Below are 23,732 nucleotides of genomic sequence, written 5' to 3'. Positions count from 1 at the left end.
AGAAGGGTCCACAGCGTGTGGCTCGGAAAATGTGCCCCGCGCACGGTCTGCACCGCACCCGCCAGCAAGCCGATGAACAGCGCGGCGGCCAGCCAGCGCAGGCCGACCACCCGGCGGCGTGCTGCAGCAGGTGGCAGCAGCCACGGCAGGCTCAGCGCCATGAACGCGAAGCCGCTGGACGCATGGCCGCCCGGAAAACACCGCCCGGGGCCGCCGTCGACCAGGCCCCGGGCCCAGTGCGACACGTGTTCGGCGCTGCCGCCGAACGTCCGCAGGTCCCACGGGCAGCTGGTCAGGCTGGCGTTCTTGATCAGGTTGACCGCCAGCAGCGACAGGCCCGCCAGCGCCACCACCAGCCAGCGCTCGCGTCTGGGCAGGCGCAGCCCGGGCCACAGGGACCAGACGATCAACAACAGCCAGGCGACGGTCATCGCGTGGCGCAGGCCGTCGTGCAGCACGGCCGAGAGCAGCCAGGCATCGCGCAGCGCAAAACCCTGGGGCGATCCGATCGCCTGCATCACGGCCGTGTCCAGGCCCGATGCGTCCCAGAGCAGGGTGAAGGCCAGCAGGCCGAGCAGCCAGGCGGTGGGGCGGGAGCGGCGCATGAGGCCACTGTGAGCGGCTCCCGTTAAGTGCGACTTAAGCGGCATCCCCAATAATGAAAGCCTCCCTCCAACAGCGGACCCGGTGTCCGTTCCAACAATGCGCGCACTCGTGGTGGAAGACGACCCCGGCATCGCCAGCGGCCTGCAGGCTTCACTCAAGCAGGCCGGCTACGCGGTGGACGTGTGCGGCACGCTGGAAGCGGCGTGGCATGTGTTGTCGGTGGAGCCGGTGGACGTGTTGATCCTCGACCTCGGACTGCCCGATGGCGACGGGCTCGATCTGCTGGCGCGCCTGCGCCGCCAGGCCCCGCCGGTGGCCGGCCGCACCGCCTTGCCGCACAACGATCTGCCCGTGCTGATCATGACCGCGCGCGACGGCGTGAGCGACCGCGTGAGCGGCCTGGACAGCGGCGCCGACGATTACATCGTCAAACCCTTCGATGCCAACGAACTGCTGGCGCGCCTGCGCGCCATGCTGCGCCGTGCCAGCGGACGCAGCAGCCCGGTGATTGCACACGGCGACCTGGTGGTGGACCCCGCGTCTCACACTGTGCTGCGAGCCGGTGAACTGGTGCCGTTGGGCGGCAAGGAATTTGCCCTGCTGATGGCCCTGCTGCAGGCGCGGCCGCAGGTGCTGTCCAAGTCGCGTCTGGAATCGTCGCTCTACGGTTTCGGCGAAGCGCTGGAGAGCAACGCGATCGAAGTGCACATCCACCACCTGCGGCGCAAGCTGGGTGAGTCGCTCATCAAGACCGTGCGCGGCGTGGGCTACTTCGTGCCGCAACACAACCCTCCCGCATGACGGCATCGGCACCGCACGCGCGCCTGCCCAGCCTGTGGCGCTACCTGTGGAGCTGGGTGGTCGGCGCCTTGCTGGTGGTGTGGACCACCCTGCTGTTGGTGGCCTGGTACACCGGCCACCACGAGGCCGAAGAAATCACCGACGGGCAGCTGGAGTCGGTGGCGCGTCTGTGGCTCTCGGTCGAGCCCGACAAGACCCTGTCCATTCCCGAACCCATCGCATCCAACCGGGCGCGGGCCTACGTGCAGGACGTGGCCGTGCTGCACTGGGTCGATGGCCAGCTGTTCACCGACACGCACAAGCTCGCCGGCAGCCTTGGCATCACCGAGCCGCCCGAGCGCGGTTTCTCCAACCGGGTGCAGACAACCGGCAGTGGCGAGGTGCGCTGGCGCATGTATGCCGCCCCGGGGCAAGACGAACACGCGGCCGACTTTGTGGCCGTGTTGATGGACATGGACCACCGGGTGGACCTGGGCCGAGACATGGCGCTCAAGCTCGCGCGGCCGGCCCTGCTGGTGCTGCCGCTGGTGGCGCTGCTGCTGTGGTGGGCGCTGCGGCACGGCCTGAGTCCGCTGGTGCGGCTCTCGCACGACGTGGCCACGCTCGACGGCCTGGCCGGCCAACGGCTGGACACGGCACACCGCTTCCACGAGTTCTCCAGCACCGTGCACGCCATCAACACCCTGGTGGACTCGCTGCAGACGCAGGCGCGGCGCGAGCGCGAATTTGCGTCGGACGTGGCGCACGAGTTGCGCACGCCGTTGGCCGCGCTCTCCTTGCAGGCCAGCGCCGCGCAGCACGAACCCACGCCAGAGCGCCTGGCCCAGCTGGAGGCCTCCGCGCTGCGGGCCGGCCACATCCTGTCGCAATTGCTGGAGCTCGCGCGCGCGCAGCGCGACGGCTCGGGCCGCGAGGCCTGGAGGGATGTGTCGTTGGGCGATGTGGCCGCAGAACTGATCGCCTCCCATGCGCAAGAGGGCTACGAGCGCAGCCACAAACTCTCGCTGGAGCAGCCCGAGGCGCCGGTGGTCCTGCACCTGCAGCCCATGCTGCTGGAGCTGGCCTTGCGCAACCTGATCGAAAACGCCCTGCGCCACACGCCGGCGGGCACGCAGGTGTTGGTGTCGGTCTGGCAGACCGGCCGCGAGTCCGGCGTGTCGGTCAGCGACGATGGCCAGCGTGCCGATGCGCCTGCGCCCGAGCCGGCGCACGGCCCATCGGGCCTGGGGCTGGGCCTGCGCCTGGTTCAGCGCATTGCCGAGCAGCTGGGCGCCACGCTGCAACGCGACACCGGCGAAGCGCCCATGACGACACGCTTCACGCTGCGCTGGCCGCGTCCGGCGCCATAAGGATCACTTAACGCGCGAGCGTGAAGCTGGGTGGGTCGGCATGTGCCGGCTCCTGAAGCTTTGCCCATGTCTTCGCATCTTTCCCTGGCACCGCCGTTTGCCAATCAGCCTGGACGCCCGACCTGGCGGCCCGCTCACGCCGTGTGGCTGCTGTCGTTGTGGTTGGCCGTGGCTGGCAACCTGCCGTTGTGGCAACGCGTGAACGGGCTGGCCAACTCGCCCATGCAGGGCTTGGCCCTCTTTGCCGGCTTTGGCGTGGTGGTGCTGGGCATCACCGCCGCGCTGCTCTCGCTGCTGGCCTGGCCACGCGTGTTCCGCCCGGTGGCCACCGTGCTGGTGCTGGTGAGCGCGTTCAACACCCACTTCATGCTGCAGTACGGCGCGGTGATCGATCCGACCATGCTGGCCAACGTGGTGCAGACCGATGTGCGCGAGGTGCGCGATCTGATGTCGTGGGCGTTGCCGCTGACCGTGCTGCTGGTCGCGGGCCTGCCGCTGTGGGTGATCTGGCGCCGGCCGCTGGCCATGCGCAGCTGGCTGCCGCAAACCGGGCGCAACGCGCTGGGCGCGCTCATCGGGGTGGTCGCGGTGGTGGGCGCCACCCTGCTCACCTACCAGGACCTGGCCTCGCTCATGCGCAACCACAAGGAACTGCGCTACATGGTCAACCCCGTCAACACCGTGTACGCAGCCAGCCGCCTGGCGGTGGACCAGCTGCCCCGCCAGGTGCAGACCCTCAAGCCGGTGGGCGAAGACGCCCAGCTCGGTGCGAGCTACAGCGGACAGAGCCAACCACCGCTGTTGATGCTGGTGGTGGGCGAGACCGCGCGCGCGCAGAACTTCGGTCTCAACGGCTACGGGCGAAACACCACGCCGGCGCTCGCGCGCTGGCAGGCCAACGAAGGCCTGGTCAACTTCAGCCAGGTGCAATCGTGCGGCACCAACACCAAGGTCTCGGTGCCCTGCCTGTTTTCACCACTCACCCGCCAGCAGGGCGGCGACCAGATGCCCGAGCACGAGAACCTGCTCGATGTGTTGCAACGCGCGGGCCTGGCCGTGCTGTGGATCGACAACCAGGCCGGCTGCAAGGGCGTGTGCGCCCGCGTGCCCAACGCCAGCACGCTGGAGCTGAAACTGCCCGGCCTGTGTGACGGTGGCGAGTGCCTGGACTCCGCCATGCTGGTGGGCCTGGACGAACGCATCGCCGCGCTCGACCCGGTGCGCCGCGCGCGCGGTGTGGTGCTGGTGATGCACCAGATGGGCAGCCACGGCCCGGCCTACTTCAAGCGCTCGGCCCCCGACCGAAAACCCTTCATGCCCGAGTGCACCAGCATCACGCTCTCCGACTGCCCGCCCGAACAGCTGGTGAACGCCTATGACAACTCGATCGCCACCACCGACCATTTCCTCGATCGGTCGCTGCAGTGGCTCAAGGCGACAGAGAAGGCCGGTGCGTTCCAGACCGGGCTGATCTACCTGTCCGACCACGGCGAGTCGCTGGGTGAAAGTGGTCTGTACCTGCACGGCCTGCCGTACGCCATGGCACCGCAGCAGCAGACCCATGTGCCCATGGTGGCCTGGCTCTCGCCCAGCCTGCAGCAGCGCAGCGGTGTGGGACAAGCGTGCCTGCGGGCCCAGGCCGACAAGGCGATCTCGCACGACCACCTGTTCCATTCGGTGCTGGGATTGATGGATGTGCAAACCAAGGCGCACGATCTGTCGCTCGACATCCTCGCGCCCTGCGTGGCCGCGTACGCCCGCACCGGTGAGCAAGCCCGCCGACCTGCCAGCTGAAGCGCCCGCCTCCCGAGGGTTTGTGGCAGGGCTTCGCGCGAGAGGGCTTTCTACAATGCATGGGTTTGTCACCCACCCACCTGCACCGCACCATGTCCTTCATCCGCTTCTCCGATCTTTGCTCCAGTGGCCGCGTCAAGGGCCAGCGTGTCTTCATCCGGGCCGACCTCAACGTGCCGCAGGACGACACGGGCCGCATCACCGAAGACACCCGCATCCGCGCGAGCATCCCGGCGATCCAGATGGCGCTGGACGCGGGCGCCGCGGTCATGGTCACCAGCCACCTCGGCCGACCCACCGAAGGCGCGTTCAAGCCCGAAGACTCGCTGCAGCCGGTGGCCGCACGCCTGTCGGCGCTGATGGACCGCCCGGTGCGCCTGGTGGCGAACTGGGTCGACGGCGATTTTTCGGTGGCGCCCGGTGAGGTGGTGCTGCTGGAGAACTGCCGCCTGAACGTGGGTGAGAAGAAGAACAGCCCCGAACTCGCCAAGAAGCTCGGCGCCCTGTGCGACATCTTTGTGCACGACGCCTTCGGCACCTCGCACCGCGCCGAAGGCACGACCTACGGCATCGCCGAGACCGCCCCCATCGCCTGCGCCGGCCCGCTGCTGGCCGCCGAGATGGACGCCATCGCTGCCGCGCTGCTTGCGCCCAAGCGCCCCCTGGTGGCCATCGTGGCGGGCAGCAAGGTCAGCACCAAGCTCACCATCCTGAAAAGCCTGGCCAGCAAGGTCGACCAGCTCATCGTGGGCGGCGGCATCGCCAACACCTTCATGCTCGCGGCGGGCCTGAAGATCGGCAAGAGCCTGGCCGAAGCCGACCTGGTGAACGAGGCCAAGGCCGTGATCGACGCCATGAAGACGCGCGGCGCCGAGGTGCCGATCCCCACCGACGTGGTGACCGCCAAGGCCTTCAGCGCCGACGCCGTGGCCACCGTGAAAGCCGCCACCGATGTGGCCGACGACGACCTGATCCTGGACATCGGACCCCAGACCGCGGCCCGGTTGGCCGAGCAGCTGATGAAGGCCGGCACGATCGTGTGGAACGGCCCGGTCGGTGTGTTCGAGTTCGCGGCCTTCGAGAACGGCACCAAAGTCATTGCGGAGGCCATCGCGAAGAGCAGCGCTTTCAGCATCGCCGGCGGGGGCGACACGCTGGCGGCCATTGCCAAGTACGGCATCGAGAAGGACGTGGGCTACATCTCCACCGGCGGTGGCGCGTTTCTGGAGGTGCTGGAAGGCAAGACGCTGCCGGCGTTTGAGGTGCTGGCGCGCAGAGCGCAGGGCTGATTCAGACAGAGGGCTTGCGTGTCGGGATGCGCGCCACAACGAGCACCCCGATGAGTGCAGCGATCAGCACGATCACCAGCACCACCGGCCGGTCGCGCAATCCCCACGCCGACAGGCCCACCATCAACACCATGCTCACCTGCGCCACGGTCTTGCTGCGGCGCGTGAGGCTGCGGTGCGTCTCCCAGTCGCGCACCATGGGACCGAGAAACCGGTGGTTGAGCAGCCAGCCGTGCAGCCGGGGCGAGGCCTTGGCGTAGCAGGCGGCGGCCAGCAGGATGAACGGCGTGGTCGGCAGGCCGGGCAGCACCACGCCGATGAGACCCAGCGCGAGCGACACGCTGCCGGCCAGCCACAGCAGCCAGCGCACCACGCGCGAGCGGTGCAGGCTCATGGGGCCCACCAGCCCAGCGGATGGCGCGCGAGTGCGATCGAGGCCATGAAGGCCACACACAGCAAGGCCGCCAGCAGGCACAGCGCACGCACCGGGGTGGACGCGGCGTTGCGCATGGCCACCGTTCCCAGCCCGATGTAGACCACCAACAGGCCGAGCTTGAGGCCGAGCCAGGGCGTTTGCAGCGGGTTGAGCTGCAGCAGCCACCACAGGCCGGCGCCGGCCGTGAGCAACGCGGTGTCGACCCCCTCGCTCACGCGGCGCCAGCCTGGGCGCAACGGCCAGCCCTGGCCCTGCAGCGCGGCGAGTGCGCGCACGGAGAACAAGCCCACGCTGGCCACGACCAGGCCGAGGTGCGTCTTGAGCAGCAGCGGGTAGGCCCAGGCGATGTCCGGTGTCGGCATGGAGGTTTGGGTGCGGTCGGTCGGGTGGAGGTCGCCTCCAGCATAGCCGCTCCCACCCTCGGAACGCCTCAGCAGCAGGCCGCGCGCGTAGGTTCGAACTGCGGGAACAGCTGGTTGTTTTCCAGGTGGATGTGCGCGATCAGGTCGTCGGCAAACTGGTGAATGCCGGTGTACAGCGCGCGCCAGGTGTTGCAGGCTCCTTGGGGAGGCGTGGCGTCGTGGGTCAGCGCCATCAGGCGATCGAGCTGTTCGCCGTGGCTTGTGTGTTCCTCCCTCATCACGCCGATGGGGTGCACGGCCATGCCGCGCCCGCCCGCCTTGAGCATGGGGAACAGGATGGTCTCTTCCTTGGCCATGTGCTCCAGCATCTCGGTCTCGATGGCCTCCAGGTGCTCCGCCAGACCCGTGGGCACATCGGGGTGCTCGCGGTGCACCGCCTCCACACGGCGCGCCATGCGGATCAGCTCGGGCAACTGCTCGCGGTGCACCGCGTGGTAGCGCGTGAGGATGTGGTCGATCATCTCGGCCGGGGCCTGCGGAACGGTCGGGCCGTCGGGTCGGTCCAGCCGCGCGAGTTCGGCCAGCACCGCGTCCACGTCGATGCCCTTGTTGTCGCAGGCCAGCTGGAGGGGGATCTGACCGCCGCAGCAGAAGTCGAGCTTGAGGCGGCGGAAGACGGCGGTGGAGCCCGGCAGTTCGACGGCGATCTGTCCGATGGGCTGAAGGGCGCGGTCCAGGGTGTCGGCGGGGGCGAAGGTGGTGTTCATAGTCGAGGTCCTTGAATGTTCATGTGGTATGAATATATTAAGGCATAAAATGCAGGCAACATGAATATTCAGACCATCCACACGGACATCGGTCATGAGGAGGATGCGCGATGCGACTGACCCAATGGACCGACTACAGCCTGCGCGTGCTGATGTACTGCGCTGCCAGCGAACAGCGTGAGCAGCGTGCCACCGTGGGTGAAATCGCCGAGGCGCACGGCATCTCGCGCAGCCACCTCACCAAGATCGTGATGACGCTCTCCGGCCTGGGCCTGCTGGAGACCACGCGCGGGCGCGGCGGTGGCCTGCGCCTGCTCCAGCCGGCGCACACCATCGTGGTGGGCGAGGTGGTGCGCCAGACCGAGAGCGACTTCACGCTGGTGGAATGCTTCGACGCCGAGCACAACAGCTGCCGCCTTGACGGCCACTGCCGCCTCAAGACCGCGCTGCGCGAGGCCATGGAACGCTACCTGGAGGTGCTCGACGGTGTGACCCTGGCCGACCTGATCGCACCGGCGCCGGGCGCGCGCGGCCAACGGGTGCACTTTCTGCCCGGCCTGCCACGCCCGCCCGAGGTTGCAGCCCGTCGCACGCGGGTATCTGCCGGCGGCGAAAGCCGCTAACCTCGCCCGATGGTGTCCACCGCTTCCCTGTCGACCAAGCTGGTGCGCATCGGCGCCGGCTTGCTGCTGGTCGCGCTCGCGTCCATCGGCCTCACGCTGTGGGTGACCTGGCAGCTCGAAGGCGGCGCGGCGGCGGTGAACGAAGCCGGACGCATGCGCATGCAGACCTGGCGGCTCACCAGCGTGGCGCAGGCCGATCCTCCGCCGGGGGAGGTTGCGGCGCTGGTGCAGCAGTTCGACCAGAGCCTGGACTTGTTGCGCCGGGGGGATGCCAGCCGTCCCCTCTTCGTGCCTTGGGACGACGCGGTGGGCCGCGAGTTCGCCACCGTGGAGGCGCTGTGGCAGAACCAGCGCCCGCTCTGGCTGCAGGACACGCCGCCCGATCCGGCGCAAGCCCTGGCCGCGGCCGGCACCTTTGTGGAAGCCATCGATGCCTTGGTGCTCGCCATCGAGCACCAGCTCGCGGGCTTCACCGCCATCCTCAACCTGTTCCAGTTCCTCATGATGGCACTGGCGATCGGCGGAGCGGTGGTGATGCTCTACACCGGCTACATGTACGTCATCAACCCGCTGGCCCGTTTGCAACAGGGTCTGCGCCGTCTGGAGTCTGGCGACTTCAAGGCGCGTGTGGAGGTCGAAACACTCGACGAATTCGGTCAGGTGGCCGGAGGCTTCAACCGCATGGCCTCCACGCTGCAGTCGATGTATGCCGGGCTGGAGAGCCAGGTGGAGACCAAGACGCGCCACATCGAGGCGCAGCGATCGCGGCTGGAGACGCTGTACGAGGTCAGTGCGTTCATGGCGCAGGCTGGCAGCATCGAAGAGCTCTCGCGCGGTTTTTCCCAGCGCGTTCGTGCGGTGGTGAGGGCCGACGCGGTGGCGGTGCGCTGGAGCGACGAAGCCAGCCAGCGTTACCTGATGCTGGCCTCCGACTGCTTTCCGCAGGAGATGGTGGAAGAGGAGCGAAGCCTGCTGGCCGGAGCCTGCGCCTGCGGCAACCTCCAGCCCGATGCGCGCACCCGGGTGATTCCCATTCGCAGCCACGACGAGGTGGAGGTGCGCCACTGCGTGCGTGCCGGCTTCGAGACGCTGGTGAGCGTGCCGGTGCGCCTGCAGCAGCGCCTCATCGGCGAGATCAACCTGTTCTACCGCTCGCAGACCAGCCTGAGTGCTGGCGAAACCGAGCTGCTCGACGCACTGGCCAGCCACCTGGCCAATGCGCTGGAAAGCCTGCGCGCCGCGGCGCTGGAGCGCGAGGCGGCGGTGGGCGAGGAGCGGGCGTTGATCGCGCGCGAACTGCACGACTCCATCGCGCAGTCGCTGGCCTTCCTGAAGATCCAGGTGCAGCTGCTGCGCAACGCGGCGAGCAAGGGCCAGGACACGCGGGTCATGAGCACGCTGGACGAGCTCGACGAAGGCCTGCGCGAGAGCATCAACGACGTGCGCGAACTGCTGGTGCACTTCCGCACCCGCACCAACACCGACGACATCGAGCGCGCGCTGCAGGAGACACTTCAGAAGTTCCAGCACCAGACCGGCTTGAGCGCGAAGCTGCACGTCGAAGGCCACGGCCTTCCGCTGCCGGCCGATGTGCAGGTGCAGGTGCTGCATGTGTTGCAGGAAGCGCTGTCCAACGTGCGCAAGCACGCCGGGGCCAGCCACGTCCAGCTCGACGTTGTGAAGGGTTCGCACTGGCTGTTTCGCGTGCGCGACGACGGCACGGGCTTTGATGCGCTGGATGCACCCGATGCCTCCCACGTGGGGCTGAAGATCATGAGCGAGCGCGCCGCCCTCATTGGTGCGAGGGTCGACGTGGTCTCCGAGCCCGGACAGGGCACCACCGTCTCCCTGACCTTGCCGCCCCATCCGATCGCGGCCAGTCCGATCACCGCACCCGCCACCGAGCAAATGGTTCCATGACCGACACCCGACAACGCCCCATCCAGCTGCTGGTGGTCGACGACCACTCCCTGTTCCGCCGCGGGCTCATGGCCCTGCTCTCGCAAGACCCACGCTTCGAGGTGACCTGCGAGGCGGGTGACGTGGGCGAGGCGCTGCGCTGCGTGGCGCGCCAGCGGCCCGACGTGATCCTGCTCGACAACCACCTGCCAGGCGTGCTGGGCGTGGACGCGATCCCCGCGCTGCGCCAGGCCGCACCGGGCAGCCGCGTGCTCATGCTCACCGTGAGCGAGAACGAGGCCGACCTGGTGGCCGCGCTCAAGGCCGGTGCCGACGGCTATTTGCTCAAGACGGTGGAATCGCACCACCTGTGCGAGGCCATCGTCAAGGTGATGGACGGCGAATCGGTGGTGAGCCCCGAGATGACGACCAAGCTGGTGTCGGCCCTGCGCGCGCAGCCAGACGCCAACGGCCAGGGCGCTACCACCGCCGCACCCCCGTCCTCCTCGGACGCCGAACTCGCTTCGCTGTCGACCCGGGAACTCGAGATCCTGCACCTGATCGCACGCGGCGACAGCAACAAACACATCGCCCGCCAGCTCGACATCGCCGAGACCACGGTCAAGATCCACGTGCAGCACATCCTGCGCAAACTCCACCTCACCTCGCGCGTGCAGGCAGCGGTGTTCGCCGCCCGTCACGCCACCTAGGAGATTTCCATGGCCCTGCACCACCTCGACTCCGGCGAAATCGCCAATCTCATGAACCAGGGCGGCGATGCGCTCAGCACGCAGTCGGTGGCGCTGTTCAAGTCCGAGCAGCTCGAGGTCATCCGGCTGCGGTTGCCGCTGGGCAAGGGCATGCCGATGCACCAGGTGCCGGGTGAGATCACCGTGCAGTGCCTCGAAGGCGTGATCGACTTCGAAACGCCCGAAGGCGTGCAGCGGCTGCAGGCCGGGCAACTGCTCTTCTTGCGCGGCGGTGTACCGCATGGCCTGCTCGCGGTGGAAGACGCCAGCGTGCTGGTCACCATCGTCCTCGTGCATTGATGCTGGTCAACTGACGGCCACAAAAGCGCCGCCCTAGTTCTTCCGGACGCCCGGCGTCCTTCCACCATCGTTCTTCAGAGTCCCGCAGCCCACCCGGGAGGCGGATAGCCACCGGCGCGCCCAGCGCCGACAGTCTTGCCATGCCCCGCGTGGAGAAAGACATCATGGCCTCTGAACTGAACAACGACAAAAAAGCCTGGTCGGTGCTGATCGTCAGCACACTGGCCTTCACCGTGTGCTTCATGGTGTGGATGATGTTCGGCGTCATCGGCATCCCGATCAAGAAGGCGCTCGACCTCAACTCCACCCAATTCGGCCTGCTCATGGCCACGCCGGTGCTCACCGGTTCGCTGGTGCGCGTGCCGCTGGGCATCTGGACCGACCGCTACGGTGGCCGCATCGTGATGACCATCCTCATGGCCATCACCGTGCCTGCGATCTGGCTCATGAGTTACGCCACCGCCTACTGGCACTTCCTCACCATCGGCCTGTTTGTCGGTCTCGCGGGCGGCTCGTTCTCGGTCGGCACACCCTATGTGGCGCGCTGGTTCCCCAAGCACCGCCAGGGCATGGCCATGGGCGTGTACGGTGCAGGCAACTCGGGCGCGGCGGTCAACAAGTTCGTGGCCCCCGTGCTGCTGGTGGCCTTCGGCTGGACCATGGTGCCGCAGGTGTACGCGGCCATCATGCTGGGCACGGTCGTGCTGTTCTGGCTGTTCACCTACAGCAACCCCGACCACCTGGTGCCGAGCAATGTGTCCTTCATGGACCAGCTCAAGGCACTCAAGGACCCCAAGGTGCTCAAGTACTGCCAGTACTACAGCATCGTCTTCGGCGGCTACGTGGCGCTCTCGCTGTGGATGGTGCAGTACTACGTGGGCGAGTTCGGTCTGGACATCCGCGTGGCCGCGCTGCTGGCGGCCTGCTTCTCGCTGCCCGGTGGCGTGTTGCGGGCGGTGGGTGGCGTGATGTCGGACAAGTTCGGCGCGCACAAGGTCACCTGGTGGGTGCTGTGGGTGAGCTGGATCTGCCTGTTCCTGCTGTCGTACCCGCAGACCGATTTCACCGTGGCCACCGTGGACGGCCCCAAGACCTTCCACATCGGCCTCAACGTCTACCTCTTCACCGCGCTGATGTTCATCCTGGGCATCGCCTGGGCCTTCGGCAAGGCCAGCGTCTTCAAGTACATCAGCGACGACTACCCGAAGAACATCGGCGCCATCAGCGGCATCGTCGGCCTGGCCGGTGGCCTGGGGGGCTTCGTGCTGCCCATCCTGTTCGGCGTGTTGATGGACCTCACCGGCATCCGCTCGAGCGCCTTCATGTTGATGTACGGCGTGGTCTGGGTGTCGCTGATCTGGATGTACTGGACCGAGGTGCGCAAGACCGAGGTCATGGGCGCCAACGCCAAACCCTTTTCTCTTCAAAGCTGACCCCACGCGTCGGTTCACAACACCATGAAAAACACACACAAGATCGGTCCCGACGTTGTCGACTGGCGCCCGGAGGACGACACCTTCTGGAACACGACCGGCAAGCGCATCGCCTACCGCAACCTCTGGATTTCCGTGCCCGCGCTGCTCTGCGGCTTTGCGGTGTGGGGCATGTGGGGAATCATCACGGTGCAGATGCTCAACCTGGGCTTCCCCTTCACCCAGGCCGAGCTGTTCACGCTCACCGCCATCTCCGGCATCTCGGGCGCCACCATGCGCATCCCGGCGTCGTTCCTGGTGCGCCTCGCCGGCGGGCGCAACACCATCTTCCTCACCACCGCGATGCTGCTGGCCCCGGCCATCGGCACCGGCTTTGCGCTGCAGCACCCCGAGTGGCCGCTGTGGGTGTTCCAGTTGCTCGCTTTGTGGTCGGGGGTGGGCGGCGGCAACTTCGCCAGCTCGATGTCCAACATCAGTACCTTTTTCCCCAAGCGCCTGCAGGGCACGGCGCTGGGCCTCAACGCCGGCCTGGGCAACTTCGGCGTGACGACGATGCAGATCGTCATCCCGCTGGTGATGACCCTGCCCCTGCTCGGCGCTTTCGGCGGTGAGGCGATGACGCTGGTGAAGGACAGCGGCTGGATTTTCGGCAAGATCGCCGCCGGCACGCCCACCTGGATCCAGAACGCCGGCTTCGCCTGGGTGATCTCGCTGGTGCCCCTGTCGATCCTGGCCTGGTTCGGCATGAACAACCTCAAGACCGTGTCGCCCGACACCGGAAACCCGCTGGTCGCGTTCGCCAAGGTCACCTACCTCTACACCCTGGCCTTCATCCCGGCCATCTTCATGCTCTGGCTGTACCTGCCGGCCCCCACCGGGCTGGGCATCCTGAACATGTGGGTCGCCATCCCGCTGGACATCATTCTTGCGCTGCTCATGATGCGCGTGGCCGCCTTCGGTGCCATGAAAGAAAACGTCGCCAAGCAGTTCGCGATCTTCCGCAACAAGCACACCTGGTCGCTCACCGCGCTCTACATCGTCACCTTCGGCTCTTTCATCGGTTTCTCGATGGTGCTGCCGCTGGCCATCACGGTGATCTTCGGCTTCCAGCACGTGGCCGATGCGGCCGGCGTGATGACGCACACGCTGAAAAACCCGAACGCCCCCTCGGCCCTGACCTACGCCTGGATCGGTCCCTTCGTCGGTGCCGCGGTGCGACCCATCGGCGGCTGGATCTCCGACAAGGTGGGTGGCTCCATCGTCACCCAGGTCATCTCGGCCGTGATGGTGCTGGCCTCCGCCGCGGTGGGCTACGTGATGATGCAGGCCTACGGTTCGGCCACACCCGAGCAGTACTTCCCCGCCTTCATCGGCCTGTTCATCGTGCTGTTCTTTGCCAGCGGCATCGGCAACGGCTCGACCTTCCGCACCATCGGCGTCATCTTCGACCGCCAGCAGGCCGGCCCCGTGCTGGGCTGGACCTCGGCCGTGGCCGCCTACGGCGCCTTCATCGCGCCGGTGGTGATCGGCGCGCAGATCAAGGCCGGCACACCGCAATACGCCATGTACGGCTTCGCCATCTTTTACGCCGTCTGCCTGGTGCTGAACTGGTGGTTCTACCTGCGCAAGGGCGCGGAGATCAAGAACCCTTGACCGGCCCGGTTCCACCCATACCCGCATCCCCTGCATCGCTGTCACACGGAGCATTTCCATGAGCCATTTCCTCGACCGCCTTTCCCACTTCTCGCTGCCGCGCGAAAACTTCTCGGGCAACCACGGCCAGACCACCGGCGAAGACCGCACCTGGGAAGACGCCTACCGCAACCGCTGGGCGCACGACAAGATCGTGCGCAGCACCCACGGCGTGAACTGCACCGGCTCGTGCTCGTGGAAGATCTACGTCAAGGGCGGCATCGTCACCTGGGAAACCCAGCAGACCGACTACCCGCGCACGCGCTGGGACATGCCCAACCACGAACCGCGCGGCTGCGCACGCGGAGCCTCGTACAGCTGGTACCTCTACAGCGCCAACCGCGTGAAGTACCCCATGGTGCGCGGGCGCCTGCTGGAGCGCTGGCGTGCGGCGTTGAATGTGGCCAAAACCCCGGTGGACGCCTGGGCCAGCATCGTCGAGAACCCCGAGGCGCGCCGCGACTACCAGCAGGTGCGCGGCATGGGCGGCTTCGTGCGCAGCACCTGGGACGAGGTCAACCAGCTGATCGCCGCGGCCAACGTCTACACCATCAAGCAGCACGGGCCCGACCGCATCATCGGCTTCTCGCCCATCCCCGCGATGAGCATGGTGAGTTATGCCGCCGGCTCGCGCTACCTCTCGCTGATTGGCGGCGTGTGCATGAGCTTCTACGACTGGTACTGCGACCTGCCGCCGGCCAGCCCGCAGGTGTGGGGCGAGCAGACCGACGTGCCCGAATCGGCCGACTGGTACAACAGCTCGTTCATCATCGCCTGGGGCTCCAACGTGCCGCAGACGCGCACGCCCGACGCCCACTTCTTCACCGAGGCGCGCTACAAGGGCGCCAAGACGGTGGCGGTGACCCCCGACTATTCCGAGGTCGCCAAACTCTCCGACCTCTGGCTGCACCCCAAGCAGGGAACCGACGCCGCGCTGGCGATGGCAATGGGCCATGTGGTGCTGAAGAACTTCTATTTTCCCGACGGCGGCAAGCCACGCAGCAGTTACTTCGACGACTACGCGCGCCGCTACACCGACCTGCCGCTGCTGGTGATGCTCAAGGAGCACACGCTCGCCGACGGAACGAAAACCCTGGTGCCCGATCGCTACCTGCGCGCCAGCGACTTCAACGGCCAGCTCGGCCAGAAGAACAACCCCGAGTGGAAGACCGTGGCCTTTGACACGGGAGGACGCGCCGTGCTGCCCAACGGCTCCATCGGCTTCCGCTGGGGTGAGGCCGGGCGCACCGACGAAGGCAAGTGGAACCTGCAGCCCAAGGAAGCCCGCAGCGACACCGATGTGAAGCTCAAGCTCTCGGTGATCGAGGACGGTGAGCAGGACACCCAGGTGGTGGACGTGGCCTTCCCCTACTTTGGTGGCAACGCCGCGCCGCACTTCACCGCCAATGCGCAGAACGGCAGCATCAACCACGCCCGTGTGCCGGCCGTGCGCCTGCGCCTGGGCAAGGCCGGTGAAGAGCGCCATGCCCTGGTGGCCACCGTGTTCGACCTGCAAGTGGCGCAGTACGGCATCGACCGCGGTCTGGGCAGTGGGGCGAAGAACTTCGACGACAACGCCGCGTACACCCCGGCCTGGCAGGAGAGCATCACCGGCGTGCCGCGCGACCAGGTCATCACCGTGGCGCAGCAGTTCGCCGACAACGCCGACAAGACACACGGCAAGTCGATGGTGATCATCGGCGCGGCCATGAACCACTGGTACCACGCCGACATGAACTACCGCGGCGTGATCAACCTGCTGATGATGTGCGGCTGCATCGGCCAGAGCGGTGGCGGCTGGGCGCACTACGTGGGCCAGGAAAAGCTGCGTCCACAAACCGGCTGGGTGCCGCTGGCCTTTGCCACCGACTGGTCGCGCCCGCCGCGCCAGATGAACAGCACCAGCTTCTTCTACGCGCACACCGACCAGTGGCGCTACGAGAAGCTCGGCATGGAAGAGATCGTGAGCCCGCTGGCCGACAAGACCGCGTTCGGCGGCAGCATGATCGACTTCAACGTGCGCGCCGAGCGCATGGGCTGGCTGCCGAGCGCCCCCCAGCTAAAGACCAACCCGCTGCAGGTGGTGAAAGACGCCACCGCCGCCGGGCTCGACGCCAAGGACTACGTGGTGCGCGCGCTGAAAGACGGCACGCTGGCCATGAGTTGTGAAGACCCGGACGCGCCGCAGAACTGGCCGCGCAACATGTTCGTGTGGCGCAGCAACCTGCTGGGCTCCAGCGGCAAGGGCCACGAGTATTTCTGCAAGCACCTGCTGGGCACCGAAAACGGCGTGCAGGGCAAGGACCTCGGCCGCGACGAAGCCAAACCCGACGAAGTGGTGTGGCACGAACACGCGCCCCAAGGCAAGCTGGACCTGCTGGTCACGCTCGATTTCCGCATGAGCACCACCTGCCTGTATTCCGACGTGGTGCTGCCCACCGCCAGCTGGTACGAGAAGAACGACCTCAACACCAGCGACATGCACCCCTTCATCCACCCGTTGTCGGCGGCGGTGGACCCGGTGTGGCAGAGCCGCAGCGACTGGGAGATCTACAAGGGGTTTGCGCAGGCCTTCAGCGAGGTCTGCGTCGGCCACCTCGGGGTGGAAAAAGAGGTGGTGCTCACGCCCATCATGCACGACACCCCCGGCGAACTGGCCCAGCCTTTTGACGTGAAGGAGTGGCGCAAGGGCCACTGCGACCTGATCCCCGGCAAGACCGCGCCGCAGATCACCGTGGTGGAACGCGACTACCCCAACACCTTCAAACGCTTCACGGCGCTTGGCCCCTTGCTCGACAAGCTGGGCAACGGTGGCAAGGGCATCGGCTGGAAGACTGGCACCGAGGTGGAACAACTCGGCCAGCTCAACGGCACCACGCTCGACGAGGGCGTGACCCAGGGCATGCCGAAGATCGTGACCGACATCGACGCCTGCGAGGTGATCCTGCAACTCGCCCCCGAGACCAACGGCCATGTGGCGGTGAAGGCCTGGGAGGCACTCGGCAAACAGACCGGCATCGACCACACCCACCTGGCGATTCACCGCGAAGACGAGAAGATCCGCTTCCGCGACATCCAGGCGCAGCCGCGCAAGATCATCAGCAGCCCGACCTGGAGCGGCATCGAGAGCGAGACGGTGAGCTACAACGCCGGCTACACCAACGTGCACGAACTGATTCCATGGCGCACCCTCACCGGCCGCCAGCAGTTCTACCAGGACCACCCCTGGATGATTGCCTTCGGCGAAGGCCTGGGCAGCTACCGTCCGCCGGTGGACCTCAAGGCGACTTCGGGCATCCACAACATCAAGTCCAACGGCAACGCGGAGATCGTGCTGAACTTCATCACGCCGCACCAGAAGTGGGGCATCCACTCGACCTACAGTGACAACCTGATGATGCTCACCCTCAACCGGGGTGGCACCGTGGTCTGGCTGAGCGAAGACGACGCCAAGAGTGCCGGCATCGAGGACAACGACTGGGTCGAGCTGTTCAACATCAACGGCGCGGTGGCCGCGCGGGCAGTGGTCAGCCAGCGTGTGAACCCGGGCATGGTGATGATGTACCACTCGCAGGAAAAGATCATCAACACCCCGGGCTCGGAGATCACCGGTGTGCGCGGTGGCATCCACAACTCGGTCACGCGCATCGTGCTCAAGCCGACCCACATGATCGGCGGCTACGCGCAGCTCAGCTACGGCTTCAACTACTACGGAACGATCGGCACCAACCGCGACGAATTCGTCGTGGTGCGCAAGATGGACAAGGTGGACTGGCTCGACACACCGGCCGACGACCACCTGATCCGCGCCTACCAATCGCAAGGCGAAAACCCTTGAACACCCGTCGATCCGAAGGAGCCTGAATCATGAAAATACGCGCACAAATCGGCATGGTGCTCAACCTGGACAAGTGCATCGGTTGCCACACCTGTTCGGTCACCTGCAAGAACGTCTGGACCAACCGCCCCGGGGTGGAATACGCCTGGTTCAACAACGTGGAGAGCAAGCCCGGCATCGGCTACCCGAAAGAGTGGGAGAACCAGGAAAAGTGGCAAGGCGGCTGGACGCGCCGCGCCGACGGCTCGATCGTGCCCAAGCAGGGTGGCAAGTGGCAACTGCTGATGAAGATCTTCGCCAACCCGCACCTGCCGGAGATCGACGACTACTACGAGCCCTTCACCTTCGACTACGACCACCTGCAGTCGGCTCCGGAGATGAAGCACACGCCCACCGCGCGCCCGCGCAGCCTGATCACCGGCAAGCGCATGGAGAAGATCGAGTGGGGCCCGAACTGGGAAGAGATCCTGGGCGGCGAGTTCGCCAAACGCAGCAAGGACGCCAACTTCAACGGCTTCGAGGCGGCGCAGAAGGCCATGGTGGGGGAGTTCGAGAACACCTTCATGATGTACCTGCCGCGCCTGTGCGAGCACTGCCTCAACCCGGCGTGTGTGGCCTCGTGCCCCTCGGGCTCGATCTACAAGCGCGAGGAAGACGGCATCGTGCTGATCGACCAGGACAAGTGCCGCGGCTGGCGCATGTGCGTGAGCGGCTGCCCCTACAAGAAGATCTACTACAACTGGAAAAGCGGCAAGGCCGAGAAGTGCATCTTCTGCTACCCGCGCATCGAAGCAGGTCAGCCCACGGTCTGCAGCGAAACCTGCGTGGGCCGCATCCGCTACCTCGGCGTGCTGCTGTACGACGCGGACCGCATCCAGGAAGCCGCCAGCGTGCCCAACGAGATGGACCTCTACAAGGCCCAAATCGACCTGTTCCTGGACCCGCACGACCCGGCCGTGATCGCACAGGCGCGCGCCGACGGCATCCCCGACAACTGGCTGGAGGCCGCGCGCCACAGCCCGGTCTACAAGATGGCGGTGGACTGGAAGGTGGCGCTGCCGCTGCACCCCGAGTACCGCACGCTGCCCATGGTCTGGTACGTGCCACCGCTCTCGCCCATCACCGCCGCGGCCAACGCCGGGCACCTGGGTGGCAACGGTGAAATCCCCGACGTGAGCCAGCTGCGCATCCCGGTGAAGTACCTCGCCAACCTGCTGACCGCCGGTGACACCGTGCCGGTGGTGCGCGCACTCGAACGCATGCTGGCCATGCGCAGCTACCAGCGCGCCAAACACGTGGACGGCGTCATCAACCAGGACGTGCTTGACCAGGTGGGCATGAGCGTGCGCGAGGTCGAGGACATGTACCAGACCATGGCGATTGCCAACTACGAGGACCGTTTCGTGATTCCCACCACCCACCGCGAATACGCCGAGAACACCTTCAACATCAAAGGTGGCTGCGGCTTCACCTTCGGCAACGGCTGCTCGGAAGGGCAGACGGAAACGAGTCTCTTTGGTAGCGAGAAGAAGCGCACGATTCCGATCAAGGCGGGGGTCTGACATGGGACTTTTCTCCACCACACCCAAGCCCGCCGTGCACACGCTGCGTGTGCTCGCCCACCTGCTGCGTTACCCCACCGCCGAGCTGCGCGAGCACGCTGGCGAACTGCGCGACGCGCTGCGCGCCGAGGCCGCCTTGCCGCCCGCGCGCCTGACCGAGCTCGATGCCCTGCTGGTGCACCTGAGCCAGCAGCCGGCGCTCGACGTCGAGGCCGACTACGTGGAGCTGTTCGACCGCGGTCGCAGCACCGCGCTGCACCTCTTCGAACACGTGCTCGGCGATTCGCGCGACCGGGGTCCGGCCATGATCGACCTGATCCAGACCTACGAGAAAGCCGGCCTCTTTTTCGGCCCGGCCGAGCTGCCGGACCACCTGAGCGTGCTGCTCGAATTCGCCTCCACCCAGCCCGCTGCGGTGGCGCGTGAGTTCCTCGGCGAGAGCGCACACATCGTGCGGGTGATCTTCAGTGCACTGCTCAAGCGCGAGAGTCCGTACGCCAGCGTGCTGGCCGCCGTGCTCGAGATCGCGGGTGAGAAAGCCGAGCCGGTGCCGGTGGCGGCCGACCCCGGCATCGACGAGAGCTGGGCCGAGCCCGCGGTGTTCGGCGGTTGCTCCACCGAAGGCCAGGCCAAGCCCGGCCAGCCCCAACCGATCCGCATCGTGAAGGCGGCCACCGGCCGTCACCCCTCATCCCCATCAGGAGCACAGGCATGACCTCACTGCACCACTTCCTCTTCGGCGTGTATCCCTACATCTGCCTGGCCGTGTTTTTCATGGGCAGCCTGGCCCGCTTCGACCGCGACCAGTACACCTGGAAAAGCGATTCCTCGCAGCTGCTGCGCAAAGGCCAGCTGCGCTGGGGCAGCAACCTGTTCCACATCGGCATCCTGTTCCTGTTCTTCGGGCACGCCGTGGGCCTGCTCACGCCGCACTTCTTCTACGAAGGCTTCATGGAGGCTGCGACCAAGCAGCGGCTGGCGATCTACGCGGGTGGCACCGCCGGCGTCATCTGCTTCGTGGGCCTGACCGTGCTGCTGCACCGGCGCATTTTTGACCCGCGCATCCGCCTGACCAGCCACCGCACCGACCTCGCCATCCTGATCATCCTGTGGGTGCAGCTGGTGCTGGGACTGATCACGCTGCCGTACTCGTATTCGCACTCGGACGGCAGCGCCATGCTGGTGCTGGCCGAGTGGGCGCAACGCATCGTCACCTTCCGCCCCGAGGCGTCCGCCCTGGTCGCGCTGGACTGGCCCTTCAAGGTGCACATGGTGCTGGGCATGACCATCTTCCTGCTATTCCCGTTCTCGCGACTCGTGCATGTGTGGAGCGGCTTCGCCAGCGTGGCCTACCTGGTGCGGCCTTACCAGGTGGTACGCAGCCGCCGCCTGGGCGTGCCGGCCAACCCGACGAACCCGGCCCACCCTTCCCAGCCCCGCTGATCCACCCCACCCACGGGAGCACCCCATGAACCAAGACCTTTCCACCTCTTCGGGTTGCGGCAGCAGCGCCTGCGCCTGCAAGAGTCCCGAGGCCGCTGCGGCGGCCCCGGCCGGGATCGCCAGCATCAACGGCATCGCCCTGCACGAAGCCGGCGAGACGCTGGACGAGCAGACCTTGCGCGAACGTGCCTGCACCGAGCTGCTGCGCCAACAGGCGGTGAGCGTCGGCCTGTTGCCGCGTTTCACCGGTCTCGCCGCACCCGAGCCCGACGACGCCACGCGCCGCGCGATCGAGGCCTTGCTCGAAGCCGAAGTGCACTCGCCCGAGCCCGGCGTCGAGGAATGCCGGCGCCACTACGAGGCGCACAAGCCGCGCTTTGTGGTGGGACAGGCGCTGCACGTGCGGCACATCTTGTTCGCGGTTACACCGGGTGTGCCGGTGAACGCGCTGGCCCAGCGCGCCGAAGCCGCGCTGCTGGAACTCCCGCGCCAGGGCGTGGCCATCGATCGTTTCGCGCAGCTCGCGGCCGAACTTTCCAACTGCCCGTCGAGCGCGCAGGGCGGCGACCTCGGCTGGATCACGCCCCAGGAGTGCGCGCCCGAGCTGGCCAAGGCACTGTTCCTGCAGAACGACGCCATCCAGGCCCTGGGCCTGCACCCGCGCCTGGTGCACAGCCGCTTCGGCCTGCACATCGTCGAGGTGCTGGAGCGCGAGCCCGGGCGTCTGCCCGAGTTCGCCGAGCTGCAGGCGCAGATCGGCGCGCGGCTGGCCCTGCAGTCACAGGCCACGGCGTTGCGCCAGTACATTCAGCTGCTGGTGGGTCAGGCGGACGTTGAAGGCGTGGAACTGGAAGGGGCCGACACCCCACTCGTGCAATGAACGTTCCCGCCACAGGTGCTTCAGCGGACGAGCTGCTGTTGCGCCTGCGGCATTTCCGCTCCGACTACTTCCCGCTCCACCAGCAGCGCTTTCAGGATCTGGTGGCCGAGGGCCAGCACCCCAAGACGCTGTTCATCGGCTGCTCCGATTCACGCCTCGTGCCCTACCTGCTCACGGGGGCCGGCCCGGGTGAACTCTTCATCGTGCGCAACGTGGGCGCCCTCGTCCCACCGCATGACCAGTCGCACGGATTGCACGGAACGATGGCCGCGATCGAGTTCGCCGTGCTCAGCCTGCACGTGGAGCGCATCGTGATCTGTGGCCACAGCCATTGCGGCGCCATACGCGCCGCCTACGAAGGTGCGCCCGCCGAGGCCGTGGCCCTCACCGCGTGGCTCAAGCTGATCGACGAGGCTTTGCTGCCGGTGCAGCCCTGCGCCGAGTCGATGCGCCGTACCGAGCAGCGCGCCGTGGTGCTGCAGCTCGAACGCCTCATGGGCTACCCCATGGTGCGGCGCGAGGTCGAGGCCGGCCGGCTCACCCTGCACGGCTGGCACTACGTGATCGAAGACGGTGAAGTGCATGTGTTTGATGCACAGCAAGGTGACTTCGTCGCGGCCTCGGTAGCCTCCAACAGCGGCACCGGGCCGTACCAACCTTATGTGGAACACGATGGACAAGTCATCAGCTACTGAAGCTCGCGACACGCTGGCGGCCGAACTGCAGACCCTGGCCCGCACGGGCGGTTTGCGCACCTGGCACCTGCGCGGGCGCGAGCTGCTGCCGGTGGTGCAGGGCGGCATGGGCGTGGGTGTGTCGGCCGCTTCGCTGGCGGGCACCGTGGCCGGGCTCGGTGGTGTGGGCACGGTCTCGGCGGTGGACTTGCGCCGGCGCCACCCCGACCTGATGGTCGCCACCGCCCACCTGGACAAGGAGCCCGACGCGCGCGAACGCATCGACACCGCCAACCTCGTGGCGCTGGACCGCGAGATCCGTGGTGCCAAAGCCCTGGCGCAAGGCCGTGGCCTGGTCGCGGTCAACGTGATGAAGGCACTCAGCGCCTACGAGCAGTACGTGCGCCAGGCGCTGGACAGCGGCGCCGACGCGGTGGTGGTGGGCGCGGGCCTGCCGCTGGATCTGCCCGAGCTCGCGCGCGACCACCCCGACACCGCGCTCATCCCCATCCTGTCGGACGCGCGCGGCGTGCAGCTGGTGGTGCGCAAGTGGGAGAAAAAGGGACGCCTGCCCGACGCCATCGTGATCGAACACCCCCGGCTGGCTGGTGGCCACCTCGGTGCGGCCAAGGTGGCCGACCTGCAGGACACGCGGTTCGATTTCGAGGTGGTGATCCCGCAGGTGCTGGAGTTCTTCAAGAGCGCCGGCATCGAGCGCGAGATACCGCTCATCGCCGCCGGTGGCATCGGCAGCCGCGACGACATCCTGCGCCTGCAGGCCCTGGGCGCCAGCGCGGTGCAGCTGGGCACGGCTTTCGCCGTCACCACCGAGTGCGACGCCGATGCGGCCTTCAAACGCGTGCTGGCAGAGGCCCGGCCCGAAGACCTGGTGGAGTTCATCAGCGTGGCCGGCCTGCCCGCCCGCGCCGTGCGCACGCCCTGGCTGGACAAATACCTGCGCCTGGAGCCGCGACTGAAGGCGGTTGCGCATGTGAAGAAAAAGTGCAACATGGCGTTTGACTGCCTGGCCCATTGCGGCCTGCGCGACGGCAAGGGCGAGATGGGGCAGTTCTGCATCGACCAACAGCTCGGTCACGCGCTCGACGGCGACGCGCAGAAGGGCCTGTTTTTCCGGGGCGCGGGTGTGCTGCCGTTCGGCCAGCAGATCCGTCCGGTGCAGGACCTCATGCGATGGCTGCTGGGCGGTGTCCGTCCTTCGTTGGCTTAATCTGGAA

Annotated in this window: 20 protein-coding genes and 1 pseudogene; 17 read left to right on the top strand and 4 right to left on the bottom strand. The window is 67.1% G+C overall.

Annotated features, from left to right (window positions below):
* Window positions 1-14: 14 nt before the first annotated feature.
* Window positions 15-431 (bottom strand): annotated as a pseudogene (locus BSY239_RS22910) (phosphatase PAP2 family protein); the annotation flags it as partial.
* A gap of 271 nt (window positions 432-702) precedes the next feature.
* Between BSY239_RS22910 and BSY239_RS19305 the strand changes: the two are divergent.
* The 4 genes from BSY239_RS19305 to BSY239_RS19290 all read left to right on the top strand — a co-directional run bounded on the left by BSY239_RS19305 (window position 703) and on the right by BSY239_RS19290 (window position 5,839).
* Window positions 703-1,407, top strand: a complete 705-nt coding sequence (locus BSY239_RS19305; RefSeq protein ID WP_069048231.1) for a response regulator — start codon at window positions 703-705, stop codon at window positions 1,405-1,407.
* Complete coding sequence (locus tag BSY239_RS19300; protein WP_069048230.1) at window positions 1,404-2,756, top strand: sensor histidine kinase; 1,353 nt, start codon at window positions 1,404-1,406, stop codon at window positions 2,754-2,756. Before BSY239_RS19305 ends, BSY239_RS19300 begins: the two co-directional genes overlap by 4 nt.
* A gap of 66 nt (window positions 2,757-2,822) precedes the next feature.
* Window positions 2,823-4,550, top strand: coding sequence for a phosphoethanolamine transferase (locus BSY239_RS19295; RefSeq protein ID WP_069048229.1), 1,728 nt, complete (start codon window positions 2,823-2,825; stop codon window positions 4,548-4,550).
* 92 nt (window positions 4,551-4,642) lie between these two features.
* Window positions 4,643-5,839, top strand: coding sequence for a phosphoglycerate kinase (locus BSY239_RS19290; RefSeq protein ID WP_069049097.1), 1,197 nt, complete (start codon window positions 4,643-4,645; stop codon window positions 5,837-5,839).
* 1 nt (window position 5,840) lies between these two features.
* Here BSY239_RS19290 and BSY239_RS19285 read toward each other — a convergent pair whose 3' ends face one another.
* The 3 genes from BSY239_RS19285 to ytfE form a co-directional block, all read right to left on the bottom strand.
* Window positions 5,841-6,233 (bottom strand): YbaN family protein, encoded by a 393-nt coding sequence (locus BSY239_RS19285; RefSeq protein WP_069048228.1) that lies wholly within the window; start codon window positions 6,231-6,233, stop codon window positions 5,841-5,843.
* Window positions 6,230-6,637 (bottom strand): SirB2 family protein, encoded by a 408-nt coding sequence (locus tag BSY239_RS19280; protein WP_083240075.1) that lies wholly within the window; start codon window positions 6,635-6,637, stop codon window positions 6,230-6,232. The genes BSY239_RS19285 and BSY239_RS19280 overlap by 4 nt, the downstream gene beginning before the upstream one ends.
* 68 nt (window positions 6,638-6,705) lie before the next feature.
* On the bottom strand, window positions 6,706-7,404 hold the full coding sequence (gene ytfE / locus BSY239_RS19275) for an iron-sulfur cluster repair protein YtfE (RefSeq protein ID WP_069048227.1): 699 nt from the start codon (window positions 7,402-7,404) through the stop codon (window positions 6,706-6,708).
* A gap of 110 nt (window positions 7,405-7,514) precedes the next feature.
* Here ytfE and BSY239_RS19270 point away from each other — a divergent pair, with 110 nt between their 5' ends.
* The 13 genes from BSY239_RS19270 (at window position 7,515) to BSY239_RS19210 (ending at window position 23,725) form a co-directional block, all read left to right on the top strand.
* Window positions 7,515-8,027, top strand: a complete 513-nt coding sequence (locus tag BSY239_RS19270) for an Rrf2 family transcriptional regulator (RefSeq protein WP_069048226.1) — start codon at window positions 7,515-7,517, stop codon at window positions 8,025-8,027.
* 9 nt (window positions 8,028-8,036) lie between these two features.
* A complete protein-coding gene (locus BSY239_RS19265; RefSeq protein ID WP_069048225.1) occupies window positions 8,037-9,947 on the top strand; it encodes a type IV pili methyl-accepting chemotaxis transducer N-terminal domain-containing protein in 1,911 nt (636 codons plus the stop codon).
* Window positions 9,944-10,636, top strand: coding sequence for a response regulator (locus tag BSY239_RS19260; RefSeq protein ID WP_069048224.1), 693 nt, complete (start codon window positions 9,944-9,946; stop codon window positions 10,634-10,636). Before BSY239_RS19265 ends, BSY239_RS19260 begins: the two co-directional genes overlap by 4 nt.
* Before the next feature lie 9 nt (window positions 10,637-10,645).
* Window positions 10,646-10,975 carry a cupin domain-containing protein gene (locus tag BSY239_RS19255; protein ID WP_069048223.1) on the top strand — a complete coding sequence of 110 codons (330 nt, stop codon included), beginning with the start codon at window positions 10,646-10,648 and terminating at the stop codon, window positions 10,973-10,975.
* 164 nt (window positions 10,976-11,139) lie between these two features.
* On the top strand, window positions 11,140-12,408 hold the full coding sequence (locus BSY239_RS19250; RefSeq protein WP_069049095.1) for an MFS transporter: 1,269 nt from the start codon (window positions 11,140-11,142) through the stop codon (window positions 12,406-12,408).
* Window positions 12,409-12,432: 24 nt separating this feature from the next.
* Window positions 12,433-14,061: an MFS transporter gene (locus BSY239_RS19245; RefSeq protein WP_069048222.1), complete on the top strand. Its 1,629-nt coding sequence runs from the start codon at window positions 12,433-12,435 to the stop codon at window positions 14,059-14,061.
* Between the two features lie 58 nt (window positions 14,062-14,119).
* Window positions 14,120-17,938 (top strand): nitrate reductase subunit alpha, encoded by a 3,819-nt coding sequence (locus BSY239_RS19240; RefSeq protein WP_069048221.1) that lies wholly within the window; start codon window positions 14,120-14,122, stop codon window positions 17,936-17,938.
* Between the two features lie 29 nt (window positions 17,939-17,967).
* Window positions 17,968-19,500 (top strand): nitrate reductase subunit beta, encoded by a 1,533-nt coding sequence (narH, locus tag BSY239_RS19235; RefSeq protein WP_069048220.1) that lies wholly within the window; start codon window positions 17,968-17,970, stop codon window positions 19,498-19,500.
* Between the two features lies 1 nt (window position 19,501).
* Window positions 19,502-20,215, top strand: coding sequence for a nitrate reductase molybdenum cofactor assembly chaperone (gene narJ, locus BSY239_RS19230; protein WP_069048219.1), 714 nt, complete (start codon window positions 19,502-19,504; stop codon window positions 20,213-20,215).
* Window positions 20,212-20,943: a respiratory nitrate reductase subunit gamma gene (gene narI, locus BSY239_RS19225; protein WP_069048218.1), complete on the top strand. Its 732-nt coding sequence runs from the start codon at window positions 20,212-20,214 to the stop codon at window positions 20,941-20,943. Before narJ ends, narI begins: the two co-directional genes overlap by 4 nt.
* A 25-nt stretch (window positions 20,944-20,968) precedes the next feature.
* The gene (locus tag BSY239_RS19220) at window positions 20,969-21,823 is read left to right on the top strand and encodes a peptidylprolyl isomerase (RefSeq protein ID WP_069048217.1); all 855 of its coding nucleotides are present in this window, start codon (window positions 20,969-20,971) and stop codon (window positions 21,821-21,823) included.
* Window positions 21,820-22,518, top strand: coding sequence for a carbonic anhydrase (locus tag BSY239_RS19215; RefSeq protein ID WP_069048216.1), 699 nt, complete (start codon window positions 21,820-21,822; stop codon window positions 22,516-22,518). Before BSY239_RS19220 ends, BSY239_RS19215 begins: the two co-directional genes overlap by 4 nt.
* Window positions 22,496-23,725: an NAD(P)H-dependent flavin oxidoreductase gene (locus BSY239_RS19210; RefSeq protein WP_083240074.1), complete on the top strand. Its 1,230-nt coding sequence runs from the start codon at window positions 22,496-22,498 to the stop codon at window positions 23,723-23,725. The genes BSY239_RS19215 and BSY239_RS19210 overlap by 23 nt, the downstream gene beginning before the upstream one ends.
* Window positions 23,726-23,732 lie beyond the last annotated feature (7 nt).

Origin of the sequence: Hydrogenophaga sp. RAC07 (assembly GCF_001713375.1) — a bacterium.
GTDB lineage: Bacteria > Pseudomonadota > Gammaproteobacteria > Burkholderiales > Burkholderiaceae_C > Hydrogenophaga.
This window is presented reverse-complemented; position numbering and strand designations above follow the sequence as displayed.

What these genes read in the sequence shown, in the direction of transcription:
- BSY239_RS19270 (WP_069048226.1), top strand. Translation starts at nt 7,515, where the DNA reads ATGCGACTGACCCAATGGACCGACTACAGCCTGCGCGTGCTGATGTAC.
- BSY239_RS19240 (WP_069048221.1), top strand. Translation starts at nt 14,120, where the DNA reads ATGAGCCATTTCCTCGACCGCCTTTCCCACTTCTCGCTGCCGCGCGAA.
- BSY239_RS19305 (WP_069048231.1), top strand. Translation starts at nt 703, where the DNA reads ATGCGCGCACTCGTGGTGGAAGACGACCCCGGCATCGCCAGCGGCCTG.
- BSY239_RS19290 (WP_069049097.1), top strand. Translation starts at nt 4,643, where the DNA reads ATGTCCTTCATCCGCTTCTCCGATCTTTGCTCCAGTGGCCGCGTCAAG.
- BSY239_RS19260 (WP_069048224.1), top strand. Translation starts at nt 9,944, where the DNA reads ATGACCGACACCCGACAACGCCCCATCCAGCTGCTGGTGGTCGACGAC.
- narH (WP_069048220.1), top strand. Translation starts at nt 17,968, where the DNA reads ATGAAAATACGCGCACAAATCGGCATGGTGCTCAACCTGGACAAGTGC.
- BSY239_RS19255 (WP_069048223.1), top strand. Translation starts at nt 10,646, where the DNA reads ATGGCCCTGCACCACCTCGACTCCGGCGAAATCGCCAATCTCATGAAC.
- BSY239_RS19285 (WP_069048228.1), bottom strand. Translation starts at nt 6,233, where the DNA reads ATGAGCCTGCACCGCTCGCGCGTGGTGCGCTGGCTGCTGTGGCTGGCC.
- BSY239_RS19245 (WP_069048222.1), top strand. Translation starts at nt 12,433, where the DNA reads ATGAAAAACACACACAAGATCGGTCCCGACGTTGTCGACTGGCGCCCG.
- BSY239_RS19220 (WP_069048217.1), top strand. Translation starts at nt 20,969, where the DNA reads ATGAACCAAGACCTTTCCACCTCTTCGGGTTGCGGCAGCAGCGCCTGC.
- BSY239_RS19250 (WP_069049095.1), top strand. Translation starts at nt 11,140, where the DNA reads ATGGCCTCTGAACTGAACAACGACAAAAAAGCCTGGTCGGTGCTGATC.
- BSY239_RS19280 (WP_083240075.1), bottom strand. Translation starts at nt 6,637, where the DNA reads ATGCCGACACCGGACATCGCCTGGGCCTACCCGCTGCTGCTCAAGACG.
- BSY239_RS19215 (WP_069048216.1), top strand. Translation starts at nt 21,820, where the DNA reads ATGAACGTTCCCGCCACAGGTGCTTCAGCGGACGAGCTGCTGTTGCGC.
- narJ (WP_069048219.1), top strand. Translation starts at nt 19,502, where the DNA reads ATGGGACTTTTCTCCACCACACCCAAGCCCGCCGTGCACACGCTGCGT.
- narI (WP_069048218.1), top strand. Translation starts at nt 20,212, where the DNA reads ATGACCTCACTGCACCACTTCCTCTTCGGCGTGTATCCCTACATCTGC.
- BSY239_RS19300 (WP_069048230.1), top strand. Translation starts at nt 1,404, where the DNA reads ATGACGGCATCGGCACCGCACGCGCGCCTGCCCAGCCTGTGGCGCTAC.
- ytfE (WP_069048227.1), bottom strand. Translation starts at nt 7,404, where the DNA reads ATGAACACCACCTTCGCCCCCGCCGACACCCTGGACCGCGCCCTTCAG.
- BSY239_RS19265 (WP_069048225.1), top strand. Translation starts at nt 8,037, where the DNA reads ATGGTGTCCACCGCTTCCCTGTCGACCAAGCTGGTGCGCATCGGCGCC.
- BSY239_RS19295 (WP_069048229.1), top strand. Translation starts at nt 2,823, where the DNA reads ATGTCTTCGCATCTTTCCCTGGCACCGCCGTTTGCCAATCAGCCTGGA.
- BSY239_RS19210 (WP_083240074.1), top strand. Translation starts at nt 22,496, where the DNA reads ATGGACAAGTCATCAGCTACTGAAGCTCGCGACACGCTGGCGGCCGAA.